Origin of the sequence: Flavobacterium fluvii (assembly GCF_900129545.1) — a bacterium.
GTDB lineage: Bacteria > Bacteroidota > Bacteroidia > Flavobacteriales > Flavobacteriaceae > Flavobacterium > Flavobacterium fluvii.
Genome location: NZ_FQWB01000002.1, coordinates 400,809 through 423,270, shown reverse-complemented (window position 1 = coordinate 423,270; position 22,462 = coordinate 400,809). Strand labels below are relative to the sequence as shown.

At 35.6% G+C, this 22,462-nt stretch carries 21 protein-coding genes; 10 read left to right on the top strand and 11 right to left on the bottom strand.

The window, feature by feature from the left end:
- Positions 1-17 precede the first annotated feature (17 nt).
- On the top strand, positions 18-929 hold the full coding sequence (locus tag BUC16_RS07310; protein WP_073369360.1) for a bifunctional metallophosphatase/5'-nucleotidase: 912 nt from the start codon (positions 18-20) through the stop codon (positions 927-929).
- Here the strand turns inward: BUC16_RS07310 and BUC16_RS07305 are convergent.
- The 6 genes from BUC16_RS07305 to rpsF form a co-directional block, all read right to left on the bottom strand.
- On the bottom strand, positions 919-1,614 hold the full coding sequence (locus tag BUC16_RS07305; RefSeq protein WP_073369358.1) for a lysoplasmalogenase family protein: 696 nt from the start codon (positions 1,612-1,614) through the stop codon (positions 919-921). The genes BUC16_RS07310 and BUC16_RS07305 overlap by 11 nt on opposite strands.
- Entirely contained in the window at positions 1,604-3,607 is a 2,004-nt protein-coding gene (gene ligA, locus BUC16_RS07300) for an NAD-dependent DNA ligase LigA (RefSeq protein WP_073369356.1), read from the bottom strand. The genes BUC16_RS07305 and ligA overlap by 11 nt, the downstream gene beginning before the upstream one ends.
- 70 nt (positions 3,608-3,677) lie before the next feature.
- The gene (locus BUC16_RS07295; RefSeq protein WP_073369354.1) at positions 3,678-4,151 is read right to left on the bottom strand and encodes a DUF6495 family protein; all 474 of its coding nucleotides are present in this window, start codon (positions 4,149-4,151) and stop codon (positions 3,678-3,680) included.
- 129 nt (positions 4,152-4,280) lie between these two features.
- Complete coding sequence (gene rplI / locus BUC16_RS07290) at positions 4,281-4,724, bottom strand: 50S ribosomal protein L9 (RefSeq protein ID WP_073369353.1); 444 nt, start codon at positions 4,722-4,724, stop codon at positions 4,281-4,283.
- 67 nt (positions 4,725-4,791) lie between these two features.
- Positions 4,792-5,088 carry a 30S ribosomal protein S18 gene (rpsR, locus tag BUC16_RS07285; RefSeq protein ID WP_007138295.1) on the bottom strand — a complete coding sequence of 99 codons (297 nt, stop codon included), beginning with the start codon at positions 5,086-5,088 and terminating at the stop codon, positions 4,792-4,794.
- 5 nt (positions 5,089-5,093) lie between these two features.
- A complete protein-coding gene (gene rpsF / locus BUC16_RS07280; RefSeq protein WP_073369351.1) occupies positions 5,094-5,435 on the bottom strand; it encodes a 30S ribosomal protein S6 in 342 nt (113 codons plus the stop codon).
- 168 nt (positions 5,436-5,603) lie between these two features.
- Between rpsF and BUC16_RS07275 the strand changes: the two genes are divergently transcribed.
- The gene (locus BUC16_RS07275) at positions 5,604-6,299 is read left to right on the top strand and encodes a LytR/AlgR family response regulator transcription factor (RefSeq protein ID WP_073369349.1); all 696 of its coding nucleotides are present in this window, start codon (positions 5,604-5,606) and stop codon (positions 6,297-6,299) included.
- Here the strand turns inward: BUC16_RS07275 and priA are convergent.
- The 4 genes from priA to nadC are packed head-to-tail and all read right to left on the bottom strand — an operon-like array spanning position 6,296 to position 11,052.
- Positions 6,296-8,746, bottom strand: a complete 2,451-nt coding sequence (gene priA, locus BUC16_RS07270) for a replication restart helicase PriA (RefSeq protein WP_073369347.1) — start codon at positions 8,744-8,746, stop codon at positions 6,296-6,298. The genes BUC16_RS07275 and priA overlap by 4 nt on opposite strands.
- 30 nt (positions 8,747-8,776) lie before the next feature.
- Positions 8,777-9,211: a DUF2147 domain-containing protein gene (locus tag BUC16_RS07265; RefSeq protein ID WP_073369526.1), complete on the bottom strand. Its 435-nt coding sequence runs from the start codon at positions 9,209-9,211 to the stop codon at positions 8,777-8,779.
- Positions 9,212-9,251: 40 nt separating this feature from the next.
- The gene (locus tag BUC16_RS07260; protein ID WP_073369346.1) at positions 9,252-10,181 is read right to left on the bottom strand and encodes a YihY/virulence factor BrkB family protein; all 930 of its coding nucleotides are present in this window, start codon (positions 10,179-10,181) and stop codon (positions 9,252-9,254) included.
- 13 nt (positions 10,182-10,194) lie between these two features.
- On the bottom strand, positions 10,195-11,052 hold the full coding sequence (nadC, locus tag BUC16_RS07255) for a carboxylating nicotinate-nucleotide diphosphorylase (RefSeq protein WP_073369345.1): 858 nt from the start codon (positions 11,050-11,052) through the stop codon (positions 10,195-10,197).
- Between the two features lie 271 nt (positions 11,053-11,323).
- On the opposite strand from nadC, the gene BUC16_RS07250 reads away from it, so the two are divergent.
- From BUC16_RS07250 to BUC16_RS07225, 6 genes are all read left to right on the top strand, one after another.
- Positions 11,324-11,800 carry a hypothetical protein gene (locus tag BUC16_RS07250; protein WP_073369343.1) on the top strand — a complete coding sequence of 159 codons (477 nt, stop codon included), beginning with the start codon at positions 11,324-11,326 and terminating at the stop codon, positions 11,798-11,800.
- A gap of 281 nt (positions 11,801-12,081) precedes the next feature.
- Positions 12,082-12,921, top strand: coding sequence for a 5-dehydro-4-deoxy-D-glucuronate isomerase (kduI, locus tag BUC16_RS07245; protein WP_073369342.1), 840 nt, complete (start codon positions 12,082-12,084; stop codon positions 12,919-12,921).
- A 24-nt stretch (positions 12,922-12,945) separates the two neighbouring features.
- Positions 12,946-13,734 (top strand): gluconate 5-dehydrogenase, encoded by a 789-nt coding sequence (locus BUC16_RS07240; protein ID WP_073369340.1) that lies wholly within the window; start codon positions 12,946-12,948, stop codon positions 13,732-13,734.
- Positions 13,735-13,752: 18 nt separating this feature from the next.
- A complete protein-coding gene (gene uxaC, locus BUC16_RS07235; protein WP_073369339.1) occupies positions 13,753-15,153 on the top strand; it encodes a glucuronate isomerase in 1,401 nt (466 codons plus the stop codon).
- Between the two features lie 76 nt (positions 15,154-15,229).
- The gene (locus BUC16_RS07230) at positions 15,230-16,672 is read left to right on the top strand and encodes a tagaturonate reductase (protein WP_073369337.1); all 1,443 of its coding nucleotides are present in this window, start codon (positions 15,230-15,232) and stop codon (positions 16,670-16,672) included.
- Positions 16,673-16,697: 25 nt separating this feature from the next.
- Positions 16,698-18,311 (top strand): UxaA family hydrolase, encoded by a 1,614-nt coding sequence (locus BUC16_RS07225; protein WP_073369336.1) that lies wholly within the window; start codon positions 16,698-16,700, stop codon positions 18,309-18,311.
- Between the two features lie 38 nt (positions 18,312-18,349).
- On the opposite strand, the gene BUC16_RS07220 is transcribed toward BUC16_RS07225, so the two are convergent.
- The gene (locus BUC16_RS07220; protein ID WP_073369334.1) at positions 18,350-19,435 is read right to left on the bottom strand and encodes a LacI family DNA-binding transcriptional regulator; all 1,086 of its coding nucleotides are present in this window, start codon (positions 19,433-19,435) and stop codon (positions 18,350-18,352) included.
- Between the two features lie 331 nt (positions 19,436-19,766).
- Between BUC16_RS07220 and BUC16_RS07215 the strand changes: the two genes are divergently transcribed.
- Complete coding sequence (locus BUC16_RS07215) at positions 19,767-21,206, top strand: glycoside hydrolase family 28 protein (protein ID WP_073369332.1); 1,440 nt, start codon at positions 19,767-19,769, stop codon at positions 21,204-21,206.
- A 161-nt stretch (positions 21,207-21,367) separates the two neighbouring features.
- Positions 21,368-22,303, top strand: coding sequence for an alpha/beta hydrolase (locus BUC16_RS07210; protein WP_073369524.1), 936 nt, complete (start codon positions 21,368-21,370; stop codon positions 22,301-22,303).
- Positions 22,304-22,462 lie beyond the last annotated feature (159 nt).

Here is a 22,462-nt window from a genome sequence, read left to right as displayed (position 1 = left end):
GAATAAAACAGTAAAAAATGAAAAGAAGAGAATTTATCGAAAAAACCGCAGCCAGCACAGCTTTCCTGAGTTTAGGATTGTCGTTGAGCAGTTTTAAACCAGACATCAAACATATAACGATACTACATACCAATGATGTTCACAGTCATATTGACCCATTTCCTTTGGATGACCCTCGGAATCCAAATATGGGCGGTGTTGCCAGAAGAGCCGCATTGATTGAAACTATTCGCCAGGAAAATCCAAATGTATTGCTGCTGGATGCCGGTGATATTTTTCAGGGAACTCCATACTTTAATTATTATGGAGGCGAACTGGAATTCAAATTGATGAGTATGATGAAATATGATTTGTCAACGATTGGCAATCACGATTTTGACAATGGAGTTGACGGTTTGACAGCTCAAATGCCGCATGCCACTTTTGAATTTGTTTCGGCAAACTATGATTTCAAAAATACCACGATGGATGGTTTTGTAAAACCGTTCAAGATTTTCGAAAAAAATGGAATCAAAATTGGCGTTTTTGGACTCGGAATCGAACTGGAAGGATTGGTTGACAAGAAAATGTACAAAGAAACCGTGTGGCACAATCCTGTTGAAACAACCCAAGACATGGTTCGAATTCTAAAAAAAGAAAACAAATGCGACTTGGTTATTTGTTTGTCGCATCTTGGTTACAAATACAGCAAAGATGATTCAAACAAAATATCCGACTTAAAACTGGCCGAACTCACCAAAGACATTGACTTGATTATTGGAGGTCACACACACACTTTTCTGGACAAACCAACTATTGTAAAAAACTTGGAAGGCAAAGAAGTTTTGGTAAACCAAGTGGGTTGTTATGGCATCAATTTGGGACGAATTGATTTTTATTTTGACAACGACAAGTCCAAATCTGCCAACGGAAAATCAATTATAGTTTAACCCTTTGCCTTTGATGGTATCTGTCGTTTTCTATAAAATAAGTAGCCATAAAAAAATAAGAGAAAACTTGAACAAAAACAGCTATAAAGCTAAAAGCATAGAGGTTCAAATAGAATTTATTGATTACAAAAAAAACGTCCGAAATCATAAAACAGCCACACATTACAATTAAACAAAAAAAAGTGTAATTCACTTTTTTTAAATAATTGATAATCGAAAAAAAACACAAAAGACTCAATGTAATTCCATATAAAATGTACAATGAAAAATCAAGTTTCATTCTTTCGAAATTTAAACTCAGTATCGAAGTACAAATGGTGGCAATAAAAAAGAAAGAAACCAGCATTGGAACACAATCTTCTTTATTTAATTTTAAATATTTAAAATCGTCAACCGCCAGTTTCAACAACAATACATAAACAAGCATAAAAGACAACAAAGCCCCCAATCCCGAGTCGTTAAATTGCAATAAATTGAATATATCGCCTATAAAACAAAACAAAAACACCAACCCCTTGGTCCAGTTTATTTTATAGTTGTTTGTAATCAAATAATACATAAAAATCAGCGGAACGATAATTGATTTTGTATAAAGCACCAATGAATCATCTTCAGTGATTTTAAAAAAAACTACTAATGCACAAGCTATAAAATAAAAAAAGAGAGAGGGTGTGTTAGTTTTCATTAATCAGTTTCATAAAATCATTTTCTGAAATTATCGCAATATTCAGTTTGTTTGCTTTTTCTAATTTTGCCGGTCCCATATTGGCTCCAGCCACTACATAATCTGTTTTTGCAGAAATGGAACTCCCCACCTTTCCGCCGTTGTCTTCAATGGCTTTCTTCAAATCGTCTCTCGAAAATTGTTCAAAAACACCCGAAACAACAAAGGTTTTTCCGGCGAGTTTATCCGTGGCGTCCGGATTAATAATTTCAATGGTTTCAAATTGGACTCCACAACTTTTCAATCGGTCAATGATAATTCTATTTTCTCGATTTTCAAAAAAATCAATCACACTTTGTGCAATGCGTTCCCCGATTTCGTCAACCAAAACCAAATCCATCAAACTTGCTTGACTCAAGGCATCAATAGTTGCATAATGTTTGGCCAATTTTTTGGCGACAGTTTCGCCTACAAATCGAATACCGAGCGCATACAAAACGCGTTCGAAATGAATATTTTTCGAATTTTCGACACCATTGACCAAATTTTCTGCCGATTTCTGCGCCATTCGCTCCAAAGGAAGAATATCTTCTACCTTCAATTTATACAAATCAGCATAATTTTGAACCAACCCGTTATTATAAAGCAACGCTACCGTTTCTCCGCCAAGACCTTCGATGTCCATTGCTTTTCTGGAAATAAAATGTTGGATTCTTCCAATAATCTGCGGTGGACAACCATAAAAATTGGGGCAATAATGATTGGCTTCGCTTTCTCCTCGAATCAATTCCGTTTGGCATTCCGGACAATGCGTAATGTATTTTGTTTGTTCTGAATTTTCAGGTCGTTTGCTCAAATCAACCGCGATAATCTTCGGGATAATCTCTCCTCCTTTTTCCACAAAAACGGTATCACCAATGCGAATGTCCAGTTTTTCTATTTGGTCGGCATTGTGCAAAGAAGCTCTTTTCACGATGGTTCCCGCTAACTGTACCGGCTCCAAATTGGCAACTGGGGTTATGGCTCCCGTTCTTCCCACTTGATATGAAATCGAATTTAATTTTGTGGAAACTTGTTCCGATTTGAATTTGTAAGCAATGGCCCAACGAGGTGATTTGGCCGTAAAACCCAATTCTTCTTGGTGCTGAAAACTATTCACTTTTATAACGACACCATCGGTTTCATAAGGAAGATTGTGTCTATGAATATCCCAATATTCTATAAACCGGAAAACTTCTTCCATGTTATGTGCCAGTTTCGATTCTTTTGGCACTTTGAAACCCCAATTTCTGGCGGTTTCCAAACCTTCAAACTGGGATTTGAAAGGCAATTTATTTCCGATGAGAAAATACAATAAACAATCCAATGGGCGTTTTGCAACTTCGGCGCTATCTTGTAATTTCAAACTTCCCGAAGCCGTATTTCTTGGGTTGGAATAAGGTGTTTCTCCTATTTCAATCAATTCCTGGTTCATTTTTTCGAAACCGGCAAAAGGCAAAATGATTTCGCCACGAACATCAAACGTTTCCGGAAAATCGCCTTTTAATTGTAAAGGAATTGCCTTTATAGTTTTGATGTTGTTGGTAACATCATCACCTTGAACGCCATCTCCACGGGTAACGGCACGTTTTAACTTTCCATTTTCATAAGTGATGCTTATCGATGCTCCATCGTATTTCAGTTCGCAAGTATAGTCTAGCGGGACATCGCCGAGTACTTTTTGAACACGTTTTTCCCATTCCAACAATTCATCCTTGGAGTAAGAATTGTCCAAAGAATACATTCTATGGACGTGTTTTACCGTTTCAAAGTTTTTTGTTATGGCTCCACCCACACGTTGTGTTGGCGAGTTTTCGTCAAAATATTCGGGGTGCTGATTTTCTAACTCTTGTAATTGTTTGAGTTTTTGATCAAATTCAAAATCGGAAATTGTTGGTGTATCCAACACATAATAATTGTGGTTGTGCCGATTTAATTCCTCTCGTAATGTTTGAATTGTATTCTGAATATTCATAAAAAAATTGGCTATTTTAGCTTTTGAAATAAAAGACTAAAATAACCAATTAAAAAATAAAAACGCCAAATTACGATTCAATAATCGCAATTATTTGTTTGAATAATTGTCCGTCGCTTAAAAAAGAACCTTGTTGAATCAATTCAAAAACAGAAGAATTGCGCTCCTCGGTAAATACTTTTTTACCCGTTTTGATTTCGATGGTTTCCGTAAACATATTGTCGCTCAACCATTGCAATCCCTCTTTGGTCAAAAAATCGGTTTCGGGAACCAATGATTTCAAAACAATAGACTGAACATATGTATCAAAACACTGAAAAAGGAAAATATGATTTTTTGAGAAATGTTCTAAATATTCTGCTCTACTTAAAACGCCTTCCCAAACCAAATCTGAAAAAACATCCAATTCTTGCTCGGCCACTTCGGGTTTTTCCGCTTTTAATTGATCCCATTCTGTTTTGTCGATAGTTTGAGTGGCAAGAAAAGTGCTAAATTCCTGATTCAACTCCTCAAATTGTTCTTTGGTTAATCTCGTGTATTTCATTTATGCTGAATTTATTTCAGCATCTTCTCATTAAGATGCGAATTAATTATAAAAAAAAGAATCTGAAATAAATTCAGATTAAAAAAAAATCCCGACTTTCATCGGGATTTGATTCTATAAATTTAGAAATTATGCTTTTTCAGCAACAATTTCATAAGGCAATTCAACTACCACATCTCTGTGTAATCTGATGCTTGCAGCATATTTACCAGTACGTTTTACGATACCGCTAGTGATAAATTTTCTTTCGATTGATTGACCTGCTTTTTCCAAAGCTTCGGCAATATCGATGTTGGTGATAGATCCAAAAAGTTTTTCTCCACCCGCTTTTGCGAAAATTTTAATTTCCAATGCTTTCAAGTTTTCAGCCAATGCTTTTGCGTCTGCAACAACTTTAGCTTCTTTGTGCGCTCTTTGTTTTAGGTTTTCAGCCAATACTTTCTTTGCAGAAGGAGTAGCCAATTGTCCAAAACCTTGTGGGATTAAAAAGTTACGACCGTAACCATTTTTTACATTTACCACATCATCTTTAAAACCTAAATTTTGAACGTCTTTTTTTAATATAATTTCCATGTTGTTGTCCTTATAAGGTAGAAGTTAGGTTTCATTTGACCGAAAACCAACAACTTTGTTTTTAATATTATTTTAATAAATCGGCCACGTATGGCATTAAAGCTAAGTGACGAGCTCTTTTTACGGCTACAGACACTTTTCTTTGGTATTTCAATGAAGTACCTGTTAAACGACGAGGAAGAATTTTTCCTTGCTCATTAACGAATTTCAACAAGAAATCAGCATCTTTATAATCAATATATTTGATACCTGATTTTTTGAAACGACAGTACTTTTTAGTTTTGTTGGTTTCTATGTTTAAAGGAGTAAGATATCTGATATCTCCGTCTTTTTTTCCTGAAGCAGATTGTTGTAATGTTGCCATGATGATTAAGCTTTTGTAGATTTAAGTTTTGCTCTTCTTCTTTCAGCCCAAGAGATAGCATGTTTGTCAAGACTTACAGTTAAGAAACGCATAACTCTTTCGTCACGTCTAAATTCAGTTTCAAAAGCAATAAGAACTTCTCCTGGAACGTTGAATTCAAACAAATGGTAAAAACCAGATTTTTTGTTTTGGATTTCGTAAGCCATTTTTTTTAGGCCCCAATCTTCTTTTGATACCATTGTAGCTCCACGACTAGTAAGAAAATCTTCAAATTTGCTTACTGTTTCCTTTACCTGAACTTCAGATAAAACGGGATTTAAAATGAAAACAGTTTCATAATGATTCATAAATAATTTATTTATTTGTTAATTTGGGTGCAAAAGTAATCATTTAATTTTAATAAACAAACAGAATTAGATTTAATTCGTTGTAATACAAAAAAAGCCGATAAAGATTTGGTTTTAAAAAAAATACATATTACTTTTACTATCCCGAATCTTAAAAAATGAATATTTATGAAACTAAATTGTGTCGTTGTAGATGATAGTTCCATTCAAAGAATGATTATCACAAAGTTAGTAAATAATCACCCAAACTTACATTTAATAGGTGATTTTTCCAATGCAATTGAAGCAAGAGGATGTATGACCATACATAACGTGGACTTAATCTTTTTGGACATTGAAATGCCCGTTATAAGTGGCTTCGATTTTTTGGATGGTTTAAAAACCAAACCTCAAATTATTTTCATCACTTCAAAGGCTGAATACGCTATGAAAGCGTTTGATTATGACGCAACCGACTACCTTCAAAAACCAATAGCCATTGATAGATTTAATGCTTCCGTAAAAAGAGCCATGGATTTACAAATGTTGCGATCCGAAACCCATGAAGAAGACGGAGACCACATTTTCATTAAAAGCAATCTTAAAAAGCTAAAGATTTTTACCGCTAAAATAAAATGGATTGAAGCTTTTGGTGATTATGTAAAAGTAGTGACCGAAGACGACAGCAACTTGGTGCTTTCCACAATGAAATCTTTTGAAAAAGACTTGTCAAAAGACAAATTTGTTAGAGTACACAAATCTTATATTATCAATATAGACAAAGTGGAACGCTTCAATAGTAGATTTGCCGAAATTGGAATTACCAAAATTCCACTCAGCAGACATAAAAAAGAAGATTTAGTTAGAGCTCTGGCGATTAACTAATAAAAATCAACATTCACGGCGACTTTTATAGCCCTGTATTGTGCAACAGCCTCAAAACTATTCAGCATTTTCTGGATAGTTTTTTTTGTGCCTTGCAGGGGCTGATTCGTCGGGATTTTTACCATTATGGTTCTAATGTATTCGTTTCGGATTCTGGAAATCGGTGGTTCTTCCGGTCCCAGAACTGGAATGGTCAAGTTTTGCTTCATCACCTGGTACAACCACATCGAACCTTCTTTGAGTTTATCAAAATCCCTGTGTTTCAAAGTCAATTTCACGAGTTTATAATAAGGAGGGTAATGATAGATTTGCCTGTCGTATAATTGTTCTTTATACATTCCTTCATAATCATTGCGAACCACTTGCTGAATGGTGTTGTGATCCGGATTATAGGTTTGGACAACCACTTTTCCCTGTTTTTCCGATCGACCAGAACGACCCGAAACCTGGGTCATCATTTGGTAACTTCTTTCAAAAGCCCTGAAATCGGGATGATACAGCATATTGTCGGCATTCATGATTCCCACCAAACCCACATTGTCAAAATCCAAACCTTTGGCAAGCATTTGAGTTCCCACCAAAATATCAACTTCACGGTTTTTGAAACTGTCAATGATTTTTTCGAAACCAAATTTACCTCGAGTCGTGTCCTGATCCATTCGTCCAATTTTAGTATTTGGGAACAATTCGACCAATTCCTGCTGAATTTGTTCCGTTCCAAAACCTTTGGTAGTCAGATGCACACTTGAACAAGTATGACAATTGGTTGGTTTTGCCATCGAATAACCGCAATAATGACAACGCAACTGGTTTTTATGTTTGTGATACGTCAAGCTCACGTCGCATTGTGGACATTGCGGGACGTGACCACAAGTCAAGCATTCTATAATAGGAGAAAAACCCCTGCGATTTTGAAACAAAATAACTTGTTCCCCCAAAGACAAAGCAGTCGTAATATTTTCAATTAAGGTATCACTGAAATGACCTGACATTTTTTTGCGGAAATATTTATCTTTCAAGTCCACCAATTCAATTTCAGGCATTCGAACATTGCCGTATCTTTCGGTAATTTCGACAAAACCATATTTTCCAGATTGGGCATTGTAATAGGTTTCGATACTTGGCGTAGCCGAACCCAATACTACTTTTGCCTTGTGGCTATTGGCCAAAACTACCGAAGCATCCCTGGCATGATACCGTGGCGATGGATCAACTTGCTTGAAGGTTTGTTCGTGTTCTTCATCAACAATAACTAATCCCAAGTTGGAAAATGGCAAGAACAAAGCCGATCTGGCTCCAATGACAATTTGTGCTTTTGGCGATTCCGCCAAGACTTGTTGCCACACTTCCACCCTTTCGTTATTACTGTATTTCGAATGAAAAACAGCCACTTTATTTCCGAAATAATCTCTTAATCTTCCAACTAATTGAGTTGTCAACGCAATTTCAGGCAATAAATACAAGACCTGTTTTCCTGATGCAATATACTCTTCAATGAGTTTGGTGTATATTTCGGTTTTTCCGCTGGACGTTACTCCGTGCAAAAGACAAACTTCTTTTTCAACAAAGCTTTCCTTTATTTTTTCAAAAGCTATTTGTTGGGCTTCACTTAATTGTAATTGCTCTTCCTTTGTTTTTCCTGAAAAGTTGACGCGATCTACTTGAATGTAATATTCTTCGAAAATCTCTTTATCAATCAATACCTTTATAACTGCAGAAGTGGAATTTGCAGTTTCAATCAACTTCTTAACTGTAATCGGCTTTTTCTCGGAAGCACTTAATTGAAAATAACCAAGGACGATTTCCTTTTGTTTATTGGCATTTTTGAGCACTTCCAATAATTCACCCAAACCCTCATTCGATTCGTATTTGGAATGCAATTTTACGTATCGAACCAATTTTGGCGCATAACTTTCCTGAACTTCTTCCTGAAGCACCAAAATATTTTTGTTTACCAATTTTTGGATAACCGGAAAAATATTCTTCTTGTTCAAAATATTCATTATATCCTGAACTTTCAAGGAACTTTGCTGTTGCAAGGCTTCATAAACCAGGAATTCCTCGTCCGAAAGCAGGCTTTCATCTACAAAACCATTTTGCTTTTGCGATATAATAGTTTCGCTTTCCAATAAAAGTGCCGATGGCATTGCACCACGATACACATCGCCAATGGCGCACATATAATAGGAAGCAATCCACTGCCAGTGTGCGATTTGAATCTCGGTGACTATGGGTTTTTCGTCAAGAATTTGATGGATTTCCTTGGCTTCGTATAAAGTGGGTTTGTTTTGATGGATTTCAATAACCAGCGCCGTGTAGATTTTACTTTTACCGAAAGGCACAGCCAGTCGCATTCCTTTTTTGATGTAGTGGTACTCGGTTTCGGAAACGCTGTAAGTAAACGTCTTGGCAAGAGAAAGCGGTAAAATTACTTCAACAAAATGCATTGTGGATTTTGGATTTCTATATTCAAAAAATTAATTCTTTACTCTGTACCAATATTGTGTTCTTCCCAATAATGAAATCCCTATATAACCACGAACTTTGAGTTTATCCTTTGTTTCCAAGGTAATGTAACACTTGTATAAATTACCATTCTTTGGATCCAGGATTTTCCCATTAGTATATTCAGAACCTTCTTTTGAAAGCCCTTTTATTATTATCATTCCAAGAATAGGCTTGTCTTTGTCCTTACCCGAACATTCGACACAAAGTTTCTTCTTGTTTTCAGGCTCCAAAATAAAAACTACTTTCCCGTATATTTTTCCTGATTCCTCATAAATTTCCACTATTGCTTTGGCCTTTCCAGTTTCGTCGTCGATAGTTTTCCATTTTCCGACAACCGTTTGACTTTGAGCAAATAAAATTGCCAAAAAGAATAAAACTATAGTAATAACAAGCTTTTTATTCATAATCCACATTATTTAGTTACACTTTGTAAACCTCCATAAATTATGCTATATGTACTTTTTTTCGTCGTAATTTGTTTATAGATGCATTCAATTCGAAGCCGAGAAGCAAAATCGCGCAATTAATCCAAATGTAAAACATCATGATTAATAACGTTCCTATAGAACCGTATAATTCATTGTATTTAGAAAACCGAATAACCCAAATCCCAAAAGCATAAGAATCCAGAATAACCAAAATAGTGGTAAACACGGAACCTATAGAAATAAATGCGCTATCCTTGGTGTGGGTAGTGCCGAATTTGAAAAGTATGGACACTGTAATTAAAATCATCAGAATCACAAATACATATCTTCCTAAAATGATTAGCGGAATCTGGTCACTCAACACATCCTGAATCGTTGTCATTTGAATAAAAACCTCAAAGACCACGATTATTGCAACGGTTACCAACAACAAAAACGACAATACCAAGGACATTCCCAAAGCAACCAAATATTGGTGCAAAAATCCTCTTTTGATAAGCACGTGCTTCGAGGATTCAAAACCTCCCAGAATCCCATTCAAACCATTGGCCATCAAAAAAATAGACAATATAAAACCTGACGAAAGCAATCCGGAATGACTATTATTAAGAATGTCGTTGATAATTTTATAAATGGCATCATACGTATTGGGTGGCACTCCATCCTTTACAAACTCAAGAAAATCGCCCTGAAACCCTTCGATGGGAATGTAGGGGATAAGGTTTAATATAAACAAGGCAAAGGGAAACAAGGCCATAAAAAAGCTGAATGCAATTGCGCTGGCGTGATAAGAAAAGGCACTTTCCGCAATTCCAAGACCATACAATTCCAATAAATCATACAAAGACAATCCTCCCAATTTGGGCAATTTTATCTTTTTTAATGGACGAATCAAATTGCGAAACACAGGAATTCTCTCTATTCTTTCTTCTATTTCTTTACTCATAGTTTATTTGAATTTAAAAAGCCTTCAAACTCAAATCCATATTATAAATCGAATGGGTCAATGCGCCAGACGAAATATAATTGACTCCACACTCGGCATAACTGCGGATCGTTTTTTCGTTGATGTTGCCAGAGGATTCCGTTTGGCATTTATTACCGATTAATTCGACCGCTTTTTTGGTATCCTCAAAATCGAGATTGTCTATCAAAATCCTGTGAATTCCTTCGTTTTCAAGAATCTCCCTGATTTCTTCCAAATTTCTGGCTTCGACAATGATTCTAAGGTCAAGATTTTTTTCTTTGAGATAAGCCTTGGTTTTGGCAATAGCCAAAGTAATTCCTCCGGCAAAATCGTTGTGATTATCTTTAAGCATAATCATGTCATAAAGCGCAAAACGATGGTTTTCGCCTCCGCCAATTTTTACTGCCCATTTTTCGCAAGCCCTGAATCCAGGAGTTGTTTTTCGAGTATCTAAAATTTTTGTGTTTGTTCCCTCAAGCAAATCGGCATATTTTTTGGTTTTGGTGGCAATGGCACTCATTCGTTGCATCGAATTCAACAGCAGTCGTTCCGCCTTCAAGATGGATTGCGAGCTTCCCGAAACATGAAAAACCACGTCTCCTTTTTTCACGGAAGTTCCATCGGTAATAAAAGTTTCCATTTCTAAAGAAGAATCCACATATTCGAGAATCATTTTGGCGAAAGCCACACCGGCAATAATACCGTCTTCCTTGACCAATAATTTTGCTCTTCCCGTTGCGTTTGCCGGAATACAAGCCAAAGAGCTGTGATCGCCTTCACCTACGTCTTCACGGATTCCGTTTTGTATTATGAGTTGTAATTCGTTTTCGAATTGTGTTTTACTAATCATTTTATGAGGAAAATTTAGAGAATGCTAAAGTAGAATTTATTTTGTGTATTTAAAAATTTGTTCAGGTAGTTCTTTGGGAAAATTAAGGAATAAATAGTCTTCATTAAAAGTATTGAAATCCAAAAAAAAATGTCCCTAACAAAAACATCTTAAACAAGCATTACATCTGGGTCTCCCTGAAATTAAAATTAACAAAGAAATAGCGTTTCAAATTTTCACCCCTAGCATATAAAATCCTATATTTGAAATCACTAACCAAAAAACGTCGTTTATGAAATCCTATTTCAACCTGCTTTTCGTAAGCTCATTACTATTCATTTCCTGCAAAAAAGAACTCGAACCGCAAGACAGCAAAACTCCATCAAAAATAGTTCCGTTTACTGAAGCTGCAAATACACAGCAAAACCAAACGGTAATGCCAGCCCAAACTCCACAAAATCAAACCACGGTTAATCAAAATACTGCCGTGACATCTCCGGTAGCCGTTGCCAAAGGAATGAATCCAGCCCATGGTCAGCCGGGACATCGTTGCGACATAGCCGTTGGTGCACCTTTAAATTCTCCGGTAGTTCCCGCCAAAAGTAATCCGGTAACTACGCAATCTGCTCCACAACAAAATAGTGCGACTTCTACAACTACCGCAACTCCAGCCGTGACAACTCCCACTCCTGAAGGAATGAATCCGCCACACGGCCAAGAAAATCACCGCTGCGACATTGCCGTGGGAGCGCCATTACCAAAAGAGTAATTTAAAAGCATCACACCCTTGAAATTATTAATATTTCCAGCAATCAACGATTCGCTTGGCTTGTCTTTACTATTTTGAAAAAAATCAAATTTTACTGTCAAACAGAACAACAATATAAAACAATAAACCGCCTTACTGTTAAATTTCAACGTCTAAACTTATGATATATGTAAAAAATAAATATTAAATTGCGAAAATGAACAAAAAATGAATTAAAAAACATTGTTTATTAAAATATTAAATTTACTTTTGCGTAATCGATTACATTATACATTTATTTTATGACAAACTATAGTTCTAGGTATGCTTCAAGCCCACAAGCAGTAAAACAATACGACACCGCACAATTAAGGGCAGAATTTTTGATTGACAATCTAATGAAAGAAGGGGAAATTACCTTTACTTACTCTCATTACGACAGGTATATTACAGGTTCGGCTGTGCCAACCACTACTCCAATTACACTTGAAACTATTGACATTTTAAAAATGCCTAATTTTTTGGACAGAAGAGAAATGGGTATCATCAATGTTGGAGGAAATGGTTCTGTTGTTGTTGAAGGAACATCTTATGAATTAGGATTTAAAGATGCACTTTATATTGGAAGTGGAAATGCAGAAGTTATTTTCAAAAGTGATGACGCCAAAAATCCAGCCAAGTTTTACATCAATTCAGCTCCAGCTCATGTTAGCTACCCTACCAAAAAAGTAAGCTTGGCAGAAGCCAACAAACTACAATTGGGAACAATGGAAACGGCCAATCACCGTACCGTAAATCAAATGATTATTGGTGGAATCGTTACTACTTGTCAATTGCAAATGGGAATGACGGAATTGAAACCGGGAAGCGTTTGGAACACCATGCCGGCACACGTTCACGATCGTAGAATGGAAGTGTATTTTTATATGGATATTCCAGAAAACCAAGCGGTTTGCCACTTTATGGGAGAACCTCAAGAAACAAGACATATTTGGATGAACAATCACCAAGCAGTTATTTCACCAGATTGGTCTATTCATTCTGGTGCAGGAACCAGCAATTACACCTTTATTTGGGGTATGGCCGGAGAAAACTTGGACTACGGAGATATGGATGTTTGTAAAATAACTGAATTAAGATAATTAATAACTTATTAAATAAAAATTATGTCAATAAACCTTTTTGATTTAACGGGAAAAACGGCACTTATAACAGGAGGAGTTCATGGTCTAGGAATGGCCATGGCTAAAGGACTTGGACAAGCTGGTGCAAAAATAGTAGTAAACGACCTTTCACAAGAAGCATTGGATAAAGCTGTGGCAGAATACAAATCTGTTGGGCTTGAAGCTTACGGATATGTATTTAACGTTTGCGACGAGAAAGCAGTAATTGCCAACATAGCAAAAATTGAGGCCGAAGTTGGTCCAATCGATATTTTGGTCAACAACGCAGGTATCATCAAAAGAACTCCAATTATCGAAATGGAAGTGGAAGATTTCACGGCGGTAATCACTGTTGATTTAATAAGTCCTTTCATTGTTTCCAAAAATGTTGCCAAAGGAATGATTCAACGTGGTGGTGGAAAAATCATCAACATTTGTTCCATGATGAGTGAATTGGGAAGAGATTCTGTAAGTGCTTATGCTGCTGCCAAAGGTGGTTTGAAAATGCTTACCAAAAATATGGCTACGGAATGGGCGAAATTCAATATCCAAACCAACGGAATTGGACCTGGTTATTTTGCTACAAGCCAAACAGCTCCAATTAGAGTGGACGGACACCCTTTTAATGAATTTATTATAAGCAGAACACCTGCTGCTCGTTGGGGAGATCCTGAGGATTTGCAAGGTGCTGCCATCTTCTTGTCTTCAAAAGCCAGTGATTTTGTAAACGGTCACATTCTTTATGTAGACGGGGGAATCCTTGCCACTATTGGAAAACCATCTAACGAATAATATTTTAAGAAATTTATAATGAGTACAACATTTATACATGATAATTTTTTATTAGAAAATAAATACGCTGAAGAATTGTATCACAACTATTCTAAAAACCAGCCAATTATTGATTATCATAATCACTTATCACCACAATTTATTGCCGAAGACAAGATTTTTGACAACATTACCAAAGTTTGGATAAACGGAGACCACTACAAATGGCGTGCTATGCGTACTTTGGGAGTTAACGAACAATTTATTACCGGAAATGGTTCTGACAAAGACAAGTTCATGAACTGGGCAAAAACAGTTCCTTACACGATGCGTAACCCTTTGTACCACTGGACGCATTTAGAATTGGCCCGTTATTTCGGTATTACCGAATTGTTGAACGAAAAATCGGCTGAAAGAATTTACGAAGAAGCTTCTGCTAAAATAAATTCTCCAGAATACAGTACTCGCAACTTGCTTCGCAAAGTAAATGCAGAATTTGTATGCACTACCGAAGACCCAATTGATACTTTAGATTTCCACGAACAACTTGCTAAAAGTGACTTTGAAGTAAAAGTAGGAACTGCTTTCAGACCTGATAAAGCCATCCTTATTTCTAATGACGGTTACAATGAATACGTTGATAAATTAGGAGAAAAAGCAGGAATTACAATCAATACTTATGCTGATTTACTTTCAGCTTTGAGAAACAGAATCGACTTTTTCGACAAAAATGGTTGCAAATTGTGTGATCACGGTTTAGACCAAGTTTATTTTGAAAGTTATACCGAAAGCGAAATAAGTGCCATCTTCAAAAAGAAAAGAGAAAATGGAGTATTGAGCAACGAAGAAGCCTTGAAATTCCAAAGCGCTGTTTTATTCTTCTTGTTCGAAACTTACCACGAATTTGGATGGGTACAACAACTTCACTTGGGGGCTTTGAGAAACAACAACGCTCGTATGCATAGAATCTTGGGACCTGACACAGGATGGGATTCTATTGGAGATTACCCTCAAGCACAAAAACTGTCCGCTTTCTTGAATGCCTTGGACAGCAAAGACAAATTGGCCAAAACAATCATTTACAACTTAAATCCTGCCGACAACGAAGTGATGGCTACCATGATTGGCAACTTTAATGATGGAAGCGTTCGCGGAAAAGTACAATTCGGTTCAGGATGGTGGTTTTTGGATCAAAAAGACGGAATGACCAAACAATTGAACGCCCTTTCGAATATGGGATTGATTAGTTGTTTTATCGGAATGTTGACCGATTCAAGAAGTTTCTTGTCTTTCCCAAGACACGAATATTTCAGACGTATTCTTTGCAACCTGTTAGGAGACGAAATCAAAAGAGGCGAATTGCCAAATGACATGGAATGGATTGGTAAAATGGTTTCGGACATCAGTCACCATAATGCCAAAGAATATTTCAAATTCTAAACAATAAATTTCAGTAAGGAACTAATGATTTTCATATAATCATTAGTTCCTTCTTTAAAAAAAATAAAAACACAAAATGGAAAAATTAAATAGAAAAAGCCAAGGATTAGAAAAAAAGTTTCCAATTAAGGTAGTGCAATTTGGTGAAGGTAATTTCTTGAGAGCTTTCGTAGATTACGCTTTTCAAAGACTAAATAAAGAAGTTGATTTCAATGCTGGAATTGCAATGGTTCAGCCATTGAAAGATGGTATGGTAAACATGATTAACGATCAAGATGGTCTTTACACACTGTTTATGAATGGAATCAAAAAAGGAGAAAAAATACAGGATATTGAGTTAATTACCAATATTGTAAAAGGTATAAATCCATATACTGATTTTGCAGATTATCTAGCGTTGGCCAAAGAAGAAGAACTTCAATTTATTGTTTCAAACACTACTGAAGCCGGAATTGAATTCATCGGAAGTGACACTCCAGATATGCAGCCACCAGTTTCGTTTCCTGCAAAGTTGACTGTTTTATTACACGAAAGATTCAAACATTTTAATGGAGATACTTCTAAAGGATTAACCATCATTCCTTGCGAATTGATTGATTACAACTCTGAAACGCTGAAAAAAATCATTTTACAATATGTTGATTTATGGAAATTAGAGGATTCATTCAAAACTTGGGTATCTGATGCTTGTACGTATCACAGTACTTTGGTAGATAGAATTGTTCCTGGATATCCTAGAGCAGAAATTGAAGACTACAATAACAAATTAAGTTACCAAGACAATTTAATTGTTGCAGCTGAACCATTTTTCCTTTGGGCTATTGAAGGTGGTGATGATTTGAAAGCAAAACTACCTTTCCACAAAACGGATTTGAATGTGAAGATTGTTGACGATATCCGTCCTTTTAAAATGATAAAAGTTCGTATCTTGAACGGCGCACATACAGCAATGGTGCCTACCTCACTTTTATACGGTAACAAATTAGTAATGGAAACTGTTAACGGAGATTTTACTGGACCATATGTAAACAGTGTTATTGGCGAAATTAGCGAAACACTTGCCATGGACAAAAATGAAATCACGGCCTATTCTGAAGAGGTAATGGATCGTTTTAAAAATCCATTTATTAAACATGCATTGGCCGATATTGCTTTAAATTCTATCTCAAAATTCAAAGTAAGAGTGTTGCCAAGTTTATTAGGATATTATAATGCAAATAAAAAACTTCCAACTGCCTTAACTTTTTCATTGGCTAGTTTAATCCAATTTTACAAAGGAACTTGGAACAACGAAGCCTTGCCCGTAAAAGATACTCCTGAGTTAGTAGAAGCATTTAAAAACGCTTGGCAATTAGGAGCTTTAGATTTGGTTGTTGCTAAAGTTTTAACCAATACCGAATTCTGGGGTGAAGATTTAACAAAAATTAACGGTTTATCAGAGGCTATTGTGGTAGCTTTGAATGAAATTGAAGCCAACGGAATTGAAAAAGGTTTCGCTAATTATAGCAAACAATTCTAATTAGAACTTTCTTAAAATTATTATTATGCAAAAGAAATTAATAAAAGTAAATCCAGCAGATAACGTAATTGTCGCTTTAACTGATTTAGTACAAAACGAACAAATTGCGTTTGAAGGAACTACAGTCATACCAACAACTGATGTCAAAGCAAAACATAAAATTGCAGAGAAAGATTTTGCAATTGGTGATGAAATTATAATGTACGGCGTTTTGGTAGGAAAAGCTGTAGAACCTGTAAAAAAAGGAGAAGTAATTACCACCGAAAACGTAAAACATCAAAGTGAAAAAGTTTTTGGTAAAACCGGAAATTTAGGCTGGACTCCGCCAAATGTAGATCGTTGGAAAGACAAAACTTTCAACGGATACCACCGTACTGATGGACAAGTTGGAACCAAAAATGTTTGGTTATTTATTCCATTGGTTTTTTGTGAAAACAAAAATATCGAAAAACTGAAAGATATTTTCGAAAACGAATTACTGCCAAAAAAAGAAGTTTCTTACAAAAACTTATTACGCTCTTTAATTGAAGAAAAAAGCGTAGAAGAAGTTTCTGAGAAATATCCAACTGAAAATATTTTAGATAATATCGAAGTAAAATTCATCAACCATCAAGGTGGCTGTGGTGGAATTCGACAAGATTCGGAATTGCTAGCAAAACTGCTTGCAGGATATGTGAACAATCCAAATGTTGCCGGTGCAACTATTTTAAGTTTGGGCTGCCAAAATTTGCAAGTAAATATTTTTAAAGATGCTTTGAAAGCAATGAGTCCAAATTGTGATAAAGAAATTTTGATCTATGAACAACAACAAATTGGAACTACCGATCAAATGTTTCAAATGGTAATTAAAGATTCTTATGAAGCCATTAAAAGAGCTAACAAAATTGAACGTAAACCTGCTCCTATTTCAAAACTAAGTATTGGTTTGGAATGTGGTGGATCTGACGGATTTTCAGGAATATCGGCAAATCCAGCATTAGGAGTTGTTTCAGATATTTTCGCAGCTTTGGGAGCCAAATCAATTTTAGCAGAGTTCCCTGAATTATGTGGCGTTGAGCAAGAATTGATGAACCGATGTGTGGACGAAGAAAAAGCAGACAAGTTTTTATCCTTGATGAAAGCTTTTGAAAAATCAGTTGTTGATGCAGGTTCAGGCTTTGATATGAATCCATCTCCAGGAAATATTAAAGACGGATTAATTACCGATGCCATGAAATCTGCTGGTGCTTCTAAAAAAGGTGGAACTGCGCCTATTGTAGACGTTTTAGATTACGGTGAATATATTTCAAAACCAGGTTTAAATCTTCTAAATACACCAGGGAATGACGCAGAATGTACCACAGGATTGGTTGGAGCGGGAGCAACAGTTGTTTTATTTACCACAGGTTTAGGAAATCCGATGGGAAATCCAGTTGCACCCGTTGTAAAAATTGCTTCAAACACGACATTAACTAATAGAATGTCGGATATTATCGATTTCAATGCTGGAACTGTGATTACTGGTGAAAAAAACATAACCGAAGTTGGAGCAGAACTCGTAGATTACATTATAGAACTGGCAAGCGGAAACGTGGAAACAAAAGCAGATCAGCTGAAACAAGATGTATTTATTCCTTGGAAAAGAGGAGTTTCTTTGTAAAAAGAAACTGATTTTGAAACATAAAAAAAGGTGTGAAATTAAATTTTCACACCTTTTTTGTTATTAACCACCTCTAGAGCCTGACTGTTTGACCTTAAAGAGGATTGCCTTATATTCAATTCCGAAGTCAGCACCACTTTCTTTTCTATTTTGACATTTCCAGTATTATCAATATGTTCCAGAAATACTTTGGCAGTCATTTTACCCATTTCCAAAGGCACTTGATCTACAGTTGACATCGGAAGTTCCATAAAATCAGTGAAAGGCTCGTTTCCAAAACCTACTACACAAAAATCTTCTGGAATACGCAGTCCTTCCTTTTTTAATTGTTGTATCGCGCCCAAAGCAGCAAAATCACTCGAAGAAAAAATAGCGTCTGGCGGATTTTTTAATTTCATTAGGGCATTAACGGCAAGTGCACCGGCTTCAACACTACTTTTAGTTTGAACCACATAACTTTCGTTAAATGCTATTCCATTGTCAAGTAAAGCCTGTTTGTACCCTGCAAGACGATTTGCGAAAATTTCCAAGGATTGATTCCCTTTAAAATGGGCAATACGAGAACAACCTTGTTCAATTAAGTGTTTGGTCGCCAAATAGGACACGTCATAATCGTTTATGGTGACAGAACTAACTCCATCTATGTTTTTCTTTCTATCAAAAAAGATTAAAGGAACATTTTTTTCAATAACTCTTTTTATAATTCTGTCGTTTTCTGAACTGTCACTTTCAGAAGTAAAATTCGAAACAGACATTAAAATTCCATCCACTTGAGCATTCAACAATGTATTTATATTTTCAAACTCCCTTTTCTCGTCTTCGTGTGTTTGGCAAATAATAACATTGTATTTGTGTGCATATAATTCTTCCTCAATTCCCCTAATTACGGAAGCAAAAAAATTACTGTCAATACGAGGAACAATTACGCCTACATTATAACTTTTTCCACTTCGTAATGCCAAGGCTAGTTTATTTTGCTTGTAATTCATTTTGGCCGCTGTCTCCAATACAAGTTTACGAGTACTCTCACTGATTTTAGGATTATTATTCAATGCTCTTGAAACTGATGCGGCGGTAATGTCAAGCACTTTGGCAATATCGTAAATCGTTGTTTTTTTATTCATTGGGGAATACTTATATTTAATTTATGTAAAATTAATATTATTTTTTTTTTAAAACCATTGCCATTAAGTGAAATCGATTACACAAAACATCAATTTAGGTTATTTTCGCTTCAAATTTATTGATTATAAAATAAATATGCACTTATAATTAGTTTTTTTTAAGCTAACCGAATAAAAAAAAGCTTTATTTTATGGTTACTGTATTTTTAATGATTTTCTTTTGGTAATATGAAAATTAATATTTACGTTTGTGTAATCGATTGCATTATGTAGTTTGCAAACCAATTACCATCTTAAATTTGCACTTAAAGGAATTTTAATAAAATCATAAATGACTGAAAAAAAAATATCGACAAGCAACTTGTTTTCACTTGTTTTTATCTCATTACTACTTATTTCTTGCGGAGTAAATAAGCAAAAAAACGTTGTAAACAACGATCCATGGAAAGCCATGCAACTCGTGATTAATAGCGTCAAAACACCTTCTTTTGGCAACAAAAAATATTTAATCACGGATTATGGAGCTAAAGCGGATGGCATTTATGACAATACCAAAGCTTTTAAAGAAGCAATCCAAACTTGCTCTAAAAATGGTGGAGGCATCGTTATTGTTCCTTCCGGAAAATATTATACAGGTCCCATACATCTAGAAAACGATGTCAATCTACATTTGGAAGATGGCACAGAGATTTTGTTCAGTACAAAACCTGGTGATTATCCAATTGTTCATACTTCATTTGAAGGTACCGAAGTAATGAATTATTCCCCTTTAATTTATGCCTATAAAAAACATAATGTTGCCGTAACGGGAAAAGGAATTCTTAATGGTCAAGCTACAAAGGAAAATTGGTGGCCGTGGTGCGGAGCCGGTTCTTATGGCTGGAAAAAAGGAATCCCAAGTCAATCCGACCCCTTAAACCGACCACGTTTGGTGGATATGGCCGAAGAAGGTGTACCCGTTGAAAAACGTGTTTTTGGAGAAGGTCATTATTTGAGACCCACTGCTGTCGAGTTTTTTGAATGCACCGATGCACTTTTAAAAGACGTGACCATTGTTGATGTTCCATTTTGGGTAATTCACCCTATAAAATCCGTAAATGTTACCATAGATGGAGTAACCGTAAGAAGTCACGGTCCTAATAATGACGGTTGTGATCCTGAATATTCTAAAAATGTGATTATCAAAAATTGCACATTCGATACCGGAGATGACTGCATTGCCATAAAAGCAGGAAGAGATGCCGACGGAAGACGTGTTGCCATAAAAAGTGAAAACATCGTGGTACAAAACTGCACAATGTTTGACGGTCACGGAGGCGTTACCATTGGAAGCGAAATATCTGCAGGAGTCAGCAATGTATATGTGGAAAATTGCATTATGAATAGTCCTAACCTTGATGTTGCCATTCGATTAAAAACGAATTCAAGAAGAGGCGCATTAATCGAAAACTTCTACGTTAGAAACATCGAAATTGGACAAGTCAAAGAAGCAATATTGAAAGTTGACATGTTTTACAACGTACATGGAAACCAAACCGGCAACTTCATTCCTCGCATCGAAAATATTTATCTCGAAAATGTAAAAGTTAAAAATGCCGGAAAATATAGCATTCTAGCCAAAGGATACGAAGAATCTCCAATCAAAAATATAACATTCAAAAATGTAACCATCGATAAAGTTGGTACGCCTTTTTCTATTGAAAATGTGTCAAATTTGAACTTTATAAACTCCTACATAAACGGAGTGCCAATGAAGAATTCCGACAATTAAGATTCTTATGAAATCGCAATTGGAAATTAATTTTTAGTTTGATGGAAAATCCCAGATTTTCAAATTTTAAAAAAATGTTGAATTAGTTGAATTCGGAGCTTGTAATTTCACAAGCTCCTTTTTTAAATTTTGGTGAAGTATTCAACTCTTTAAAGCAGACAATGAAAAAAACAGTAATTATCTTATTCTTGTTCTCCGCAGTTGCTTTTGCGCAAAGCCACTTTCCTATTGATTCCTCTTATACAGTAAAAAGTGTTTACGATAAAGTAAAAAAAGATCATCCTTACATTAGCTATGTACAAGCTCGAAAATACGAAAACGTAAATCAAAAAAAAGAAATCGTTTATAAAAAAATAAAAGATAGAGAACTACATCTTGATGCTTATTACGACCAAAACAAAAAACTGAATCCTGCAATTGTAATCATTCATGGTGGCGGTTGGAGGTCTGGCAACAAATCTCAAATGGAAACTTTTGCCATGGAAATGGCCTCAAAAGGATACTCTTGTTTCAACATAGAATTCCGATTGTCCTTGGAAGCGCAATATCCCGCAGCTATTTTTGATGTCAAAAATGCAATTCAGTTTATCAAAAAAAATGCACAAAAATTCAATATTGACACCACTAAAGTTGCAGTTTTAGGATGCTCGTCCGGTGGACAAATGGCGGCCTTGATAGGAACTACCAATGGAAAAAGTGACTTTGAAGACACTAAACCCAATGGTAAATTTTCATCAAAAGTTAATGCCATAATAGATGTTGACGGTATTTTGGCATACAAACATCCAGAATCAGCTGAAGGAACCGTAGCCGGTTTATGGCTGGGCGGTAGCTATGAAGAAATACCAAAAATTTGGCAACAAGCTTCTCCTCTAAACCAGACGGACAAAAACACGCCTCCCATCCTATTCATCAACAGTAGTGTACCGCGATTTCATGCAGGAAGAGACGACATGATTGCAATACTCAACAAATATGGAATATACAGCGAAATACAAACCCTTGAAAATTCACCTCATTCCTTTTGGTTCTTGAACCCTTGGTTTGATAAAACAATAGAACATACAACCCATTTTTTAGATAAATTATTCAAATAAAAAAATCAAAAAAGAACAAACAATTTCAATCCTAATCAATGACCTAATTACTGGTGCTTTTAGCGTTGATTTTGTTAAAAAGAAGAAAGCAAAACTCAACGAAAGTGCCTGGTTTTAAACTATATTTGAGACCAATAAAAAATTAATCGTTCACTTATT